This is a genomic window from Streptomyces sp. NPDC014891 (assembly GCF_043081085.1).
Lineage (GTDB): Bacteria > Actinomycetota > Actinomycetes > Streptomycetales > Streptomycetaceae > Streptomyces.
In genome coordinates this window covers 1-13,181 of sequence record NZ_JBIBWF010000005.1, presented here as the reverse complement: position 1 = coordinate 13,181, position 13,181 = coordinate 1, and the positions used below count along the sequence as shown (strand labels likewise).

The window sequence follows — 13,181 nt, the reverse complement described above, 5'->3', positions numbered from 1 at the left end:
GTCGGGGCGGGGCTCACACCCGCTCGGCGAGCCCAGGAAAGGTTACGTCGCTGCCGCGCCAGCGCACCGCCCGTACCGCCGCCTCCCGCAGCGCGGCGGCCGCCTCGCGCCGCCGGGGGCCCTCGGCGGCGCGGACCAGATCGGAGTAGACCCCGGCCACCCGGTCCTCCAGGACGGCCGCGAGCCGGGCCGCGCCGGCCGGGTCGGCGACCCGGAACGGGAGCTCGTACGCGGCCTCGGCCGCCACCGGCGCACCGCCCAGGTCGCGGACGCTCCGGCGGAGCGCGTCCCGGCGGGCCCGGTGCGCCTCGTACGCGGCGGTGGCCTCGGCCCGGCGGTCCGGACCGATCCGGCCGCCGACGACCCCGTACCCGTAGACCGCCGCGTGTTCGGCGGCCAGCGCGGCCTGGGTCGCGTCGAGGGCGCTCATGCCCGTGCTCCTTCGGTCAGCAGATAGGCGTGGGCGGCGCCGGCGGCGGCCACCGAGGCCAGCAGCCGGGCGTACTCGGGCGGGGCGGTGAGCAGGGCGGCGGTGTGCGCGTCGGCGGCCGCGTGCTCGGCCGCCGCGAGCTCCTTCAGCGCGGCCCGGGGGTCGGCCGCGACGGCGGGGGACGGGCGGGAGGGGCGGGCCGAGGCGGGTGCGGAGGCGCGGGCGCCGGTGGTCGCGCCGGTGGTCGGCGGGGCCGTCGCGGGCTTCACGGTCGTCCCGCCCTCGCCGAGCGCCGCGGCGTGCGCCGCTACGGAGCGTCGCAGCGGGGTCAGCCGGGGAGCGAGGGCCGGATGGGCGGCGAGGGCGGCGTCGTAACGTTCCAGCAGGGTCCTGGAGGCGGTCACGGAGCGCAGTCGGAGCGCCGCCTCGGCGCGCGCCACCCGTTCGGCCTCCCGTGCGGCCGGGTCGGGCTTCCGGGGACCCGGGTCCCCGGCGGAGGTGCAGCCCGCGAGCGCGGCCGCGGCGGCCGAGGCCCCCGCCGTCAGGAGTGCGCGCCTGCCCGTCGTCGTCACGCTCTCTCCCTCAGCCGTGGTACGTCGTCGAAGATCGTCGGGATCACCGCAGGCGAGCGTACCCGCGGGCCCCGGGCCGGTGGACGGCAACACCCTCCCGGACCGGATACCCTTTGGTCTGACACGCGACGAACCCACAACAGCACACGCGGCCGAGGAGTCACCCGGATGAGCACCACCCAGAGCGACAGGCTGCGCGGACTCGTGGAGCCGCTCGTCGCCGCGAAGGACCTGGATCTGGAAGAGATCGAGGTGTCCCGGGCCGGCCGCCGCGGGCTGCTGCGGATCGTCGTCGACTCGGACGAGGGCGTCGAGCTGGACGTCTGTGCCGAGCTGAGCCGCGCGATCTCCGAGAAGCTCGACGAGAGCGACGCGATGGGCGAGGGCGAGTACGTCCTCGAAGTCAGCTCCCCCGGTGCCGACCGCCCGCTGACCGAGCACCGCCACTACGTGCGCGCCACCGGCCGCCTGGTGAAGTTCCAGCTCGCCGAGGACGGCGAGCTCGTCGCCCGGATCCTCGCCGTGGACGAGGACGGCCTCGACCTCGAAGTGCCGGGCGTGAAGGGGCGCAAGCCCACCGCCCGCCGGGTCGTCTTCGCCGACATCGCCAAGGCGCGTGTCGAGATCGAGTTCAACCGCAAGGACAAGAAGGAAGAGGAGGCGTAGCCGTGGACATCGACGTGAAGCTTCTCAAGGGCTTGGCGCATGAGAAGGAGATCTCCTTCGACCTGCTGGTCGAGGCGATCGAGTCGGCCCTCCTCATCGCCTACCACCGCACCCCCGACGCCCGCCGCCACGCGCGCGTGGAGCTGGACCGGGCCACCGGCCACGTGACGGTGTGGGCCAAGGAAGACCCCTCCGAGCTGGAGGAGGGCCAGGAGCCCAAGGACTTCGACGACACCCCGTCCGACTTCGGCCGGATCGCGGCGAGCACCGCCCGCCAGGTGATCCAGCAGCGTCTGCGGGACGCCGAGAACGACGTGACGTTCGGCGAGTACGCGCGCCGCGAGGGCGACGTCGTCGCCGGTGTCGTGCAGCAGGGCAAGGACCCGAAGAACGTCCTGGTCCGGCTGGACGACAAGCTGGAGGCCATCCTCCCGGTGCAGGAGCAGGTGCCGGGCGAGGAGTACACGCACGGCCTGCGCCTGCGGACGTACGTCGTCCGGGTGGCGAAGGGCGTCCGCGGCCCCTCGGTCACGCTGTCGCGCACCCACCCCAATCTGGTGAAGAAGCTGTTCGCCCTGGAGGTGCCGGAGATCGCCGACGGTTCCGTCGAGATCGCCGCCATCGCCCGCGAGGCCGGCCACCGCACCAAGATCGCCGTCCGTTCCACCCGTTCGGGCCTGAACCCCAAGGGCGCCTGCATCGGCCCGATGGGCAGCCGCGTCCGCAACGTGATGGCGGAGCTGCTCGGCGAGAAGATCGACATCGTCGACTGGTCGGACGACCCGGCCGAGATGGTGGCGAACGCGCTCTCCCCGGCGCAGGTGTCCAAGGTCGAGGTCGTGGACCTGGCGGCCCGCTCCGCCCGGGTGACGGTCCCCGACTACCAGCTGTCGCTGGCCATCGGCAAGGAGGGGCAGAACGCCCGCCTCGCCGCGCGCCTCACCGGGTGGAGGATCGACATCCGCCCGGACACCGAGCCGAGCGGTTCCGAGGCCTGAGACCGTTTTTGGCCAACAACTGTTCGATTCTTGCCCCAAACAGGTGAGGTCGGTACGGGGAGGTAGACTTAATCGTGTCTGGCCGGACGCATGCCCGCGCGTGCCCTGAGCGAACCTGTGTGGGATGCCGGGAGCGAGCGGCCAAGAGCGATCTGCTGCGGATCGTGGTGAACAAGGACGAGTGCGTCCCCGATCATCGCGGTACGCTGCCCGGCCGGGGTGCGTACGTGCACCCCGCCGTGGCTTGTCTCGACCTGGCGGTCCGCCGCCGAGCGTTCCCGAGGGCCTTCAGGGTCCAGGGCCCGCTCGACACGGCGGACGTACGCCTCACCGTCGAACGGCCGGCACCGCAGTGAAGAAGTACGGCACGGAACACCGTGCGGTCAGGTACCTCGCGAGTTGGAAGTAGGTCGAGATTGCGATGAGCACTCGATGAGTACGCGATGAGTACGCCCATGAAGTAGCGACGGTCCGGCGGTAACCCGGACCTCAAAGGAGCGAAGTGGCTAAGGTCCGGGTATACGAACTCGCCAAGGAGTTCGGTGTGGAGAGCAAGGTCGTCATGGCCAAGCTCCAAGAACTCGGTGAATTCGTCCGTTCGGCGTCCTCGACGATCGAGGCGCCGGTCGTGCGCAAGTTGACTGATGCTTTGCAGGGTCCCGGTGGCAACGCCGGCAAGACCGCTGCCAAGCCCGGCGCGCCTCGCAAGGCCGCCCCCTCGAAGCCCGCGGCGCCGTCTCCGGCCGCCGCGGCCCGTCCCGCTGCCCCCAAGCCCGGCGCCCCGGCCCCCAAGCCGGCCCCCGCCGCGCCTGCGGCCCCGGCCACCCCGGCCGCGCCCGCGAGCAGCACCCCCTCTCCGGCTCCGGCCGCCTCGGGCCCCCGCCCGGGCCCGAAGCCCGCGCCCAAGCCGGTCACCCCGGCTCCGGCCGCCCCCGAGTTCACCGCGCCTCCGTCGGCTCCCGCCGCCGGTCAGCGCCCCGGTGGCGCCGCTCCGGGCCCCCGCCCCACCGGCGAGCGTCCCGCCCGTCCGGGTCAGGGCGCACCGCGTCCGCAGGGCCAGGGTGCCCCGCGTCCGCAGGGCCAGGGCGCTCCCCGGCCGGGCGGTGCCCGTCCGGCCGGCCCGCGTCCGGGCAACAACCCCTTCACCTCGGGTGGCTCCACCGGCATGGCGCGTCCGCAGACGCCCCGTCCCGGCGGCGGTGCCCCCCGTCCCGGCGGCCCCGGCGCGACGCCGGGCGCCCCGCGCCCGCAGGGCGGCCCCGGTGGCGCCCCGCGCCCGCAGGGTCAGGGCGGCGCTCGCCCCACCCCCGGCGGCATGCCCCGTCCGCAGGCTCCGCGTCCGGGCGGCGCGCCCGGCGGTAACCGTCCCAACCCGGGCATGATGCCGCAGCGTCCCGCTGCCGGCCCGCGTCCCGGTCCGGGCGGCGGCGGCCGTGGTCCCGGCGGTCCCGGCGGTCGTCCGGGCGGTCCCGGCGGCGGCGGTCGTCCCGGCTTCGCCGGTCGTCCGGCCGGTCCCGGCGGCGGCGGCTTCGCCGGTCGTCCCGGCGGTCCCGGTGGCGGCGGCGGTCGTCCGGGTGGTCCCGGCGGTGGCGGCGGCTTCGGCGGTCGTCCCGGCGGCTTCGGCGGTCGTCCCGGCGGTCCCGGTGGCCGTGGTGGCACGCAGGGCGCCTTCGGTCGTCCCGGCGGTCCCGCGCGTCGCGGTCGCAAGTCGAAGCGTCAGAGGCGCCAGGAGTACGAGGCCATGCAGGCCCCGTCCGTGGGCGGCGTGATGCTCCCGCGCGGTGCCGGCGAGGTCATCCGCCTGTCGCGCGGTGCCTCCCTCACCGACTTCGCCGAGAAGATCGGCGCCAACCCGGCGTCGCTCGTCGCGGTGATGATGAACCTCGGTGAGATGGTCACGGCCACGCAGTCCGTCTCCGACGACACGCTGCAGATGCTCGGCGACGAGATGAACTACCAGGTTCAGATCGTCTCCCCGGAGGAGGAGGACCGCGAGCTCCTCGAGTCCTTCGACATCGAGTTCGGCGAGGACGAGGGCGGCGAAGAGGCTCTGGTCTCCCGTCCGCCGGTCGTCACCGTCATGGGTCACGTCGACCACGGTAAGACCCGACTGCTCGACGCGATCCGCAAGACGAACGTCGTCGCGGGCGAGGCCGGTGGCATCACGCAGGGCATCGGCGCCTACCAGGTGGGCACCGAGGTCAACGGCGAGGACCGCAAGATCACCTTCATCGACACCCCGGGTCACGAGGCGTTCACCGCCATGCGTGCCCGTGGTGCGAAGTCGACCGACATCGCGATCCTCGTGGTCGCGGCCAACGACGGCGTCATGCCGCAGACGATCGAGGCGCTCAACCACGCCAAGGCCGCCGGCGTCCCGATCGTCGTCGCGGTCAACAAGATCGACGTCGAGGGTGCGGACCCGACCAAGGTCCGCGGTCAGCTGACCGAGTTCGGCCTGGTGGCCGAGGAGTACGGCGGCGACACGATGTTCGTCGACATCTCCGCCAAGCAGGGTCTGCACATCGACTCCCTGCTGGAGGCCGTCGTCCTCACCGCCGACGCCTCGCTCGACCTGCGGGCCAACCCGAACCAGGACGCGCAGGGCATCGCGATCGAGTCCCACCTCGACCGCGGCCGCGGTGCCGTCTCGACCGTCCTGGTCCAGCGCGGAACGCTGCGCATCGGCGACACCGTGGTGGTCGGCGACGCGTACGGCCGCGTCCGGGCGATGCTCGACGACAAGGGCAACAACGTCGAGGAGGCGGCCCCGTCGACTCCCGTCCTGGTCCTGGGTCTCACCAACGTCCCGGGTGCCGGCGACAACCTCCTGGTCGTCGACGAGGACCGTACGGCCCGTCAGATCGCCGAGAAGCGCGCTGCGCGTGAGCGCAACGCCGCCTTCGCCAAGCGCGTCCGCCGGGTGTCCCTCGAGGACCTCGACAAGGTGCTCAAGGCCGGTCTCGTCCAGGAACTCAACCTCATCATCAAGGGCGACGCGTCCGGTGCGGTCGAAGCCCTCGAGGCCTCGCTGCTCCAGCTCGACGTCGGCGAAGAGGTCGACATCCGCGTCCTGCACCGCGGTGTGGGTGCGGTCACGGAGTCGGACATCGACCTGGCCATGGGCTCCGACGCCATCGTCATCGGCTACAACGTCCGTGCGGCCGGCCGTGCCGCGCAGATGGCGGAGCGCGAGGGCGTCGACGTCCGGTACTACTCGGTCATCTACCAGGCGATCGAGGAGATCGAGGCGGCGCTCAAGGGCCTCCTCAAGCCCGAGTACGAAGAGGTCGAGCTCGGTACGGCGGAGATCCGCGAGGTCTTCCGCTCGTCCAAGCTGGGCAACATCGCCGGTGTCCTCATCCGCTCCGGCGAGGTCAAGCGCAACACCAAGGCGCGCCTCGTCCGCGACGGCAAGGTCATCGCCGAGGACCTCACGATCCACGGTCTGCGCCGCTTCAAGGACGACGTCACCGAGATCCGCGAAGGCTTCGAGGGCGGTATCAACCTCGGAAACTTCAACGACATCAAGATCGACGACGTCATCGCGACGTACGAGATGCGCGAGAAGCCGCGCGCCTGATCGCGTCCGATCGCAGCAGTGAGCCGGGGCCGGTCGGCGGAAACTATTCCGTCGATCGGCCCCGGCCGTTGCGTGTACGGTTTCGGATGTCCCCGCCGAGCGGTCGGCGGGCACACCGAACCCGAACCGGCGGGACATCCGGACATACATGTACGTGGGGACACTGTCCTTCGATCTGCTCCTCGGCGACGTTCGTTCGTTGAAGGAGAAGCGCTCCGTCGTCAAACCGATCGTCGCCGAGCTCCAGCGGAAATTCGCGGTGAGCGTGGCCGAGGTCGGCGGCCAGAACCTCCATCGACGGGCCGAGATCGGCGTCGCGATGGTGTCGGGGGACACGGGGCACCTCAGCGACGTACTGGACCGGTGCGAGCGGCTCGTCGCCGCCCGCCCCGAGGTGGAGCTGCTGTCGGTGCGCCGCAGGCTCCACACTGATGAAGACTGAAGTTGAGCAAGGCAAAGAAGGAGAAGGACCAGTGGCCGACAACGCGCGGGCGAAGAAGCTGGCAGACCTCATCCGGGAGGTGGTCGCCGAGAAGCTGCAGCGCGGCATCAAGGACCCCCGCCTGGGCACGCACGTGACCATCACGGACACCCGCGTCACCGGCGACCTGCGGGAGGCCACGGTCTTCTACACGGTCTACGGCGACGAGGAGGAGCGGGCGAGCGCCGCCGCCGGCCTGGAGAGCGCCAAGGGCATCCTCCGGTCGGCCGTGGGCCGCGCGGCCGGGACCAAGTTCACCCCGACCCTGGCCTTCGTGGCCGACGCCCTCCCGGAGAACGCCCGGACCATCGAGGACCTCCTCGACCGGGCGCGCGCCTCGGACGAGCAGGTGCGCGAGGCGTCCTCGGGCGCCACCTTCGCCGGAGACGCCGACCCCTACAAGAAGCCGGGCGAGGACGAAGCCGCCGAATGAGCAACGCAGCGAAGACCCCCCCGGCCCAGGCCGGGCGGGGTCCCCAGGACGGCCTCGTCATCGTCGACAAGCCGTCGGGCTTCACCTCGCACGACGTCGTGGCCAAGATGCGGGGGATCGCGAAGACCCGCCGCGTCGGCCACGCGGGCACCCTCGACCCCATGGCCACCGGTGTCCTCGTCCTCGGCGTGGAGCGGGCCACCAAGCTCCTCGGTCACCTCGCGCTGACCGAGAAGGAGTACCTGGGCACCATCCGCCTCGGCCAGACGACGATCACCGACGACGCCGAGGGCGAGATCACCGCCTCGGTCGACGCCTCCAAGGTGACCCGCGAAGGCATCGACGCGGGCGTCGCCGAGCTGACCGGCGCCATCATGCAGGTGCCGTCGAAGGTCTCCGCGATCAAGATCGACGGCAAGCGCTCGTACGCCCGCGTGCGGGGCGGCGAGGAGTTCGAGATCCCGGCCCGTCCGGTCACGGTCTCCTCCTTCCAGGTGTACGACGTCCGCGAGGCGACCGCCGAGGACGGCACCCCCGTCGTCGACCTGGTCGTCTCCGTCGTCTGCTCCTCCGGTACGTACATCCGGGCCCTCGCCCGGGACCTCGGCGCGGGCCTCGGCGTGGGCGGACACCTGACCGCGCTGCGCCGCACCCGGGTCGGCCCGTACAAGCTGGACTCGGCGCGGACGCTCGACCAGCTCCAGGAGGAGCTCACGGTCATGCCGGTCGCCGACGCCGCCTCGGCGGCCTTCCCCCGGTGGGACGTCGACGCGAAGCGGGCCAAGCTGCTCCTCAACGGCGTCCGTCTGGAGATGCCCGCGTACCCGGCGGGTCCCGTCGCCGTCTTCGGGCCCGAGGGGACGCTGCTGGCCCTGGTGGAGGACCAGAAGGGCAAGGCCAAGAGCCTGGCCGTGTTCGGCTGAGTTCGGCTGATCCGAGCGGTTCGGAGCCCCTCGGGGGCTCGCGGTGGGGCGGGCACGCACGCGTGCCCGCCCCACTCGTCTCCCCCCCCCCGGGATTCCCCCGCGAGATCCTGTCCGGCGGAACACCGGAGAACCACCCGATCAGGGAGGCGCTCGAAGTGAAAGGGGGAGCGCCAGGGGGCGCTTTCCCTCCCGATGGTCTCCCGTGTGATCAACGGCGACCTACCGTCGACACCATGGGACGCGGGGACCTGGCGACGCTGGTGCGGATCTGCGATCCGGCGGGACGGCCGCGCGGCACCGGTTTCCTCGCCGACCACCACGGAACGGTCGTCACCAGCCACGAGGCCGTCGACGGGCTCAGCCGCGTCCTCCTGCGCACGCCCGACGACCGGACCTGGCTCGCCGAGGCCGAGGCCGTCACCCCGCTGCCGGAGAGCGGCCTCGCGCTCGTCCGGACCGAGGGCCTCGGCGTCCGGCCGCTGCCGCTGGCGACCCGGCCCGAGATCGAGCCCGGCACCTACGTGCGGATCCCCGCCCACGGCTGGCGCGAGGCGCGGGTCCTCGGCCCCGCCGCCGTCACCTACACCGCCGCCGACCGCTTCCACCGCCTCTCCGACGCCCTCGAACTCGCCGTCGGCACCGAGGGCGCCGACGCCCTCCGGCTCGGCGGCCAGGCCGCCGGCGGCCCCGTCCTCGACACCGCCACCGGCACCGTCCTCGCCGTCCTCGGCACCGCCCTGCACGGCGACCGCCGGGCCGCCGGATACGCCGTGCGGCTGCGGACCGACGACCGGCTCGCCGCCCTCCTCCGGCGCAACGCGGCCACCGTCCCCGCCTACGGACCCGACCTCAACCTCGCCGGCATCCTCGAACTCACCGCCACCTCCACCGGCCCCGCACGGGAACCCGACCCCTGGCCCGAGCCTGTCGAACGCCCCGACTGCGTCCGCGAGTTCGCCCGCTTCGCCGCGGGCGGGGCACCGGTGCTCGCCCTCGTCGGCGCACCCGGCACCGGACGGACGACCGCCCTCGCCGCCCTCTGCGCCCGCCGCGCCCGCGGCGTCGCCCCGGCCCCCACCGTCCGGCTCCGCGGAGCCGACCTGCGCGCCGAGGACCGCTCGCTCGCCGACGCCGTCGGCCGGGCCCTGGGCCAGGCCGGCCGGATCGTCGCCGCCTCCGGAGCGCCCGGCGACACCGGCACCGCCACCCCCGAACGGGCGGCCGCCCTCGCCCACGAGGCGGGCCGCCCCCTCCTCGTCGTCCTCGACGGCCCCGAGGAGATGCCGCCCCGGCTCGCCCACCGCCTCGCCGACTGGACCGCCGCCACCGAGACCTGGCTCCGCGCCCACCACGTCCGCCTCGTCACCGCCTGCCGCCCCGAGCACTGGGAACGCGCTGGCGCCCTCTACCGCCCCGGCGCCCTCCACCGGCCCGCCCCGGGCCGCCGCGACCCGGCCTCCCGAGGGCTGCCGGCCGCCCTCGTCCTCGGGCCCTACTCGGCCGCCGAGGCCCGGGCCGTACGCGCGGGGTACGGGCTGGGGGAGGAGGACCTCGCGGAGGCCGACGCCCGCCACCCGCTGGCCCTGCGACTGCTCGCCGAGGTGCGGGCCGCGCTGCCGGCCGACGTCCCCGGACGCCCGGACCGCGAGGAGATCTTCACCGCCCACCTCGACCTGATGTGCCTGCGGATCGCCGTCCGGATCGCCGCCGGATCCCGGCCGCTGCCCTCCGGGACCGCCGTGCGCCGCCTCGCCGCACGCGTCACCGGCCAGGTCCACGAGGCGGCCCGCCGCTGCCTCGGCCCGGGCCACGGCGTCCTCGACCGCCCCTCCTTCGAGGAGCTCTTCCCCTGGCGGGAGGGCTGGGCCTCGGCGGTCCTCACCGAAGGACTGCTGGTTCCAGCGGGAGCGGGCTACCGCTTCGCCCACGAGGAGCTCGCCGACTGGGTGCAGGCCGCGCACCTGGACCTGGACGCCGCCCTGGCGGCGCTCCTCCCGCAGGGACCCGCCGCCCCGCCGGATCCCGCGGCCCCGCCGGATCCCGCGGCCCTGTCGGGATCCTCGGCCCTGGCGGGGTCCGCGGCTCTGTCGGGGTCCGCGGCTCTGTCGGGATCCTCGGCCCCGTCGCAGCCCGCGTCCCAGTCGGAGCCCGCGGCCCCATCGGGGTCCGCTGTCCCGCAGGGACCCGCCGCCCCGCCTGCGCCCCGCGCCCCCTCGGCGCTCCCCTCCGCCGGTCCGCCCGGCCCGGCGCCCGGGCCCGCCGTGCCGCGCCCGCGCACCCCCGACGAGGCGCCACCACCGGTGCCCCGGCACCGCATCGGACCCGTCCTCCAGGCCCTCCTGCTGCTCCACCGGGAGCGGGGCCCGGCCGCCCTCGCGCCCCGGCTCGCGGTGCTCGCCGAGGCCCTCGGGCGCTACGCCGCGATCCCGGGCGGGGCCTCGGGCGACGGGCCCTGGTGGGCCGCCCGGCTGCTCGGCGAGACCCTGCGGCGGCTGCCCGACCCCCGGCCCTGCCTGCCCGTCCTCCGGCTGCTCGCCGACCGGATCGGCGCGGGCACCGGACCGGACGCGCCGCACGCGGGGCGGCACGCCGTCTTCGCCGCGTTCGGGCCGGACTTCTGGCTGGCGCTCCCGCTCGGCGAGGACGAACGGATCGACCTGCTGCGCCGGCTCGTCCCCGCGGACCCGGCCCCCGTCACGGACCCCGGCGGACCGGCCGGCGAGGACATCGGCGAGACCATCGACGAGGAGCGGTCCCTCGGCGTCGTCGCCGCGCTGCTCGCCGCCGACCCGCGCGGCGTGCAGCCCCAGCTCTGCCGCTGGTTCGGCGACGACCGCGCCCTCTCCGCGCACCCCGGCGCGACCGTGGCCACCGCCGCCCGGGACCTGCTGCACACCCACCGGGGACGTGCCGTCGACGACCTGTGCGAGGCGCTCGTGGCCACCGCCCACCCGCTCGCCGACGGCCTCCTCGCCACCCTCGCCGAGGACGAGCCCTCCGCCGTCTGCCGGGCCGTGGACCGCTGGGCCCACGACGACGGGCGCCCGGAGCGGCGGGTCGCCGCCGCCGCGTACGGCCACCTGGCCGCCGACCACGCCCACCGCCCCGCCGACCGGGAACTCCTCCGCTTCGCCGCCCTCGCCCTGCTCTCCCGGCCCGGCGACCGGCCCCTCCACGGCGCGGCCCTCGGCCTCCTGATCCGCGACCCGCACACCCGGGACCGGTACCTGCCCCGCGCCCTCGCCGAACCCCGGGTGCCGCCCGCGGCCCTCGTGGCGGCCCTCCCCGCCGACCCCGGGCCGGTCCTCGCCGCCCTCGGGGCACGCCTGGACGGCACCGGCGAGGCCCCGGCCGCCGCCCTGCGGGCCCTCGCCGACGTCGACACGCCCGCGCTCGCCCGCCGGGCGGCCGCCCTCGTCCGCGGCTACCTCGTCCGCCACCCGGAGGGCGCCGTCCACGCGGCCGCCTTCGTCGACCACCGCCTGGAGCACGGCCCCGCCGCCAGGGCCGTCCTCTTCCCGCTGGTCGCGGGCCTGATCCGGGGCGGCCCCGCACCGGTCCGCCGCGCCCTCGCCCCCGTCCTCGCCGCGCCCGGCACCGGAGCCTCCCGGTACCTGCGGACCGAACTCCTCGACGTACTCCTGGAGCACGAGCGGTCCACGGGCGGGACGGGGGAGTCCACCGTCCTGGACGCCCTCCTGGCGGCCGCGGCCGAGGACGCCGAGCGGCGCAGCGAGCCGCGCACCCGGGCGCTCACCCACCGGGTCGGCACCCTCTGGTCCCGTACGCCCGACGGAACGCTCCTGTTCGACCGGGCCCTGGCGGGACGGGTCCGCGGCCGGCCCGTGTTCGCCGGGCTGCTCGCCGGCTGGGCGTCCGCCGACCCCGGGGCGTGGGTGCCGCTGCTCGGGGCGGAGACCCTCCGGGCGCTGCGGACCCACGGCACTTCCATGCCGATGCGAACCGACGGCCCCGGGCATGGCAGTCTTAGACCTGCGTAATCGGCGAACAGGCGGACGAGGAGCGGTCACAGTGCAGCGCTGGCGTGGCTTGGAGGACATCCCCCAGGACTGGGGGCGCAGCGTCGTCACCATCGGCTCCTACGACGGGGTGCACCGCGGACACCAGCTGATCATCGGGCGGGCCGTGGAGCGCGCCCGGGAACTCGGCGTCCCCTCCGTGGTGGTCACCTTCGACCCGCACCCCTCCGAGGTCGTGCGGCCCGGCAGCCACCCGCCCCTGCTCGCCCCGCACCACCGGCGCGCCGAGCTCATCGCCGGCCTCGGCGTGGACGCGGTGCTCGTCCTGCCGTTCACCGCCGAGTTCTCCCAGCTGTCCCCGGCCGACTTCATCGTCAAGGTGCTCGTCGACAAACTGCACGCGAAGGCCGTCATCGAGGGCCCGAACTTCCGCTTCGGCCACCGGGCCGCCGGGAACGTCGCCTTCCTGTCCGAACTCGGCGCCACCTACGACTACGAGGTCGAGGTCATCGACCTGTACGTCAGCGGTACGGCGGGCGGCGGCGACCCCTTCTCCTCGACCCTCACCCGCCGCCTGGTCGCCGAGGGCGACATGGCCGGGGCCGGCGAGATCCTCGGCCGTCCGCACCGTGTCGAGGGCGTCGTGGTCCGCGGCGCGCAGCGCGGCCGCGAGCTCGGCTTCCCGACGGCCAACGTCGAGACCCTCCCGCACACCGCCGTCCCCGCCGACGGCGTCTACGCCGGCTGGCTGACGGCCGCCGGGGAGCGGATGCCGGCCGCCATCTCCGTGGGCACCAACCCGCAGTTCGACGGCACCGAGCGGACGGTGGAGGCGTACGCGATCGACCGCGAGGGCCTCGACCTGTACGGGCTGCACGTGGCGGTGGACTTCCTCGCGTACGTCCGCGGGATGCTGAAGTTCGACACCCTGGACGACCTCCTGGAGGCGATGGCCGGCGACGTGAAGCGCTGCCGGGAGCTGACCGAGGTCTACGACCGGGAGAACCCCCAGGCCGGCTAGGGCCTGTCTCCTTGAAGGGCTATGGGCGCCATTCCTGCTGGTAGGCGGGGTGCTCGGCGTATGACTGGCCAAGGACTCGCAGCGCGTATGC

At 74.7% G+C, this 13,181-nt stretch carries 12 protein-coding genes; 9 read left to right on the top strand and 3 right to left on the bottom strand.

All coding sequences use genetic code 11. From position 1 onward, the window contains the following. Positions 1–13: 13 nt before the first annotated feature. Together ACF09E_RS15390 and ACF09E_RS15385 are read right to left on the bottom strand one after the other, a co-directional pair. Entirely contained in the window at positions 14–430 is a 417-nt protein-coding gene (locus ACF09E_RS15390; RefSeq protein WP_388793942.1) for a ferritin-like domain-containing protein, read from the bottom strand. Further along, the gene (locus ACF09E_RS15385) at positions 427–1,002 is read right to left on the bottom strand and encodes a hypothetical protein (RefSeq protein ID WP_392205674.1); all 576 of its coding nucleotides are present in this window, start codon (positions 1,000–1,002) and stop codon (positions 427–429) included. Before ACF09E_RS15385 ends, ACF09E_RS15390 begins: the two co-directional genes overlap by 4 nt. 168 nt (positions 1,003–1,170) lie before the next feature. Here ACF09E_RS15385 and rimP point away from each other — a divergent pair, with 168 nt between their 5' ends. The 9 genes from rimP to ACF09E_RS15340 all read left to right on the top strand — a co-directional run bounded on the left by rimP (position 1,171) and on the right by ACF09E_RS15340 (position 13,090). Beyond that, positions 1,171–1,668 (top strand): ribosome maturation factor RimP, encoded by a 498-nt coding sequence (gene rimP / locus ACF09E_RS15380; RefSeq protein ID WP_361862894.1) that lies wholly within the window; start codon positions 1,171–1,173, stop codon positions 1,666–1,668. A 2-nt stretch (positions 1,669–1,670) separates the two neighbouring features. Further along, complete coding sequence (gene nusA / locus ACF09E_RS15375; protein ID WP_361862891.1) at positions 1,671–2,666, top strand: transcription termination factor NusA; 996 nt, start codon at positions 1,671–1,673, stop codon at positions 2,664–2,666. A 74-nt stretch (positions 2,667–2,740) separates the two neighbouring features. Next, positions 2,741–3,022: a YlxR family protein gene (locus ACF09E_RS15370; protein WP_361862888.1), complete on the top strand. Its 282-nt coding sequence runs from the start codon at positions 2,741–2,743 to the stop codon at positions 3,020–3,022. Between the two features lie 146 nt (positions 3,023–3,168). Then, a complete protein-coding gene (infB, locus tag ACF09E_RS15365) occupies positions 3,169–6,249 on the top strand; it encodes a translation initiation factor IF-2 (RefSeq protein ID WP_392205673.1) in 3,081 nt (1,026 codons plus the stop codon). 148 nt (positions 6,250–6,397) lie between these two features. Beyond that, complete coding sequence (locus ACF09E_RS15360; RefSeq protein ID WP_392205672.1) at positions 6,398–6,691, top strand: DUF503 domain-containing protein; 294 nt, start codon at positions 6,398–6,400, stop codon at positions 6,689–6,691. Between the two features lie 31 nt (positions 6,692–6,722). After that, complete coding sequence (gene rbfA / locus ACF09E_RS15355) at positions 6,723–7,163, top strand: 30S ribosome-binding factor RbfA (protein ID WP_361862069.1); 441 nt, start codon at positions 6,723–6,725, stop codon at positions 7,161–7,163. Continuing rightward, positions 7,160–8,086 (top strand): tRNA pseudouridine(55) synthase TruB, encoded by a 927-nt coding sequence (gene truB, locus ACF09E_RS15350; protein WP_392205671.1) that lies wholly within the window; start codon positions 7,160–7,162, stop codon positions 8,084–8,086. Before rbfA ends, truB begins: the two co-directional genes overlap by 4 nt. A gap of 236 nt (positions 8,087–8,322) precedes the next feature. Beyond that, positions 8,323–12,090, top strand: coding sequence for a trypsin-like peptidase domain-containing protein (locus tag ACF09E_RS15345; protein WP_392205670.1), 3,768 nt, complete (start codon positions 8,323–8,325; stop codon positions 12,088–12,090). A 31-nt stretch (positions 12,091–12,121) separates the two neighbouring features. Further along, positions 12,122–13,090 (top strand): bifunctional riboflavin kinase/FAD synthetase, encoded by a 969-nt coding sequence (locus ACF09E_RS15340; RefSeq protein WP_392205669.1) that lies wholly within the window; start codon positions 12,122–12,124, stop codon positions 13,088–13,090. Between the two features lie 19 nt (positions 13,091–13,109). Here ACF09E_RS15340 and ACF09E_RS15335 read toward each other — a convergent pair whose 3' ends face one another. Beyond that, positions 13,110–13,172 (bottom strand): hypothetical protein, encoded by a 63-nt coding sequence (locus ACF09E_RS15335; protein ID WP_392206104.1) that lies wholly within the window; start codon positions 13,170–13,172, stop codon positions 13,110–13,112. Positions 13,173–13,181: the final 9 nt, after the last annotated feature.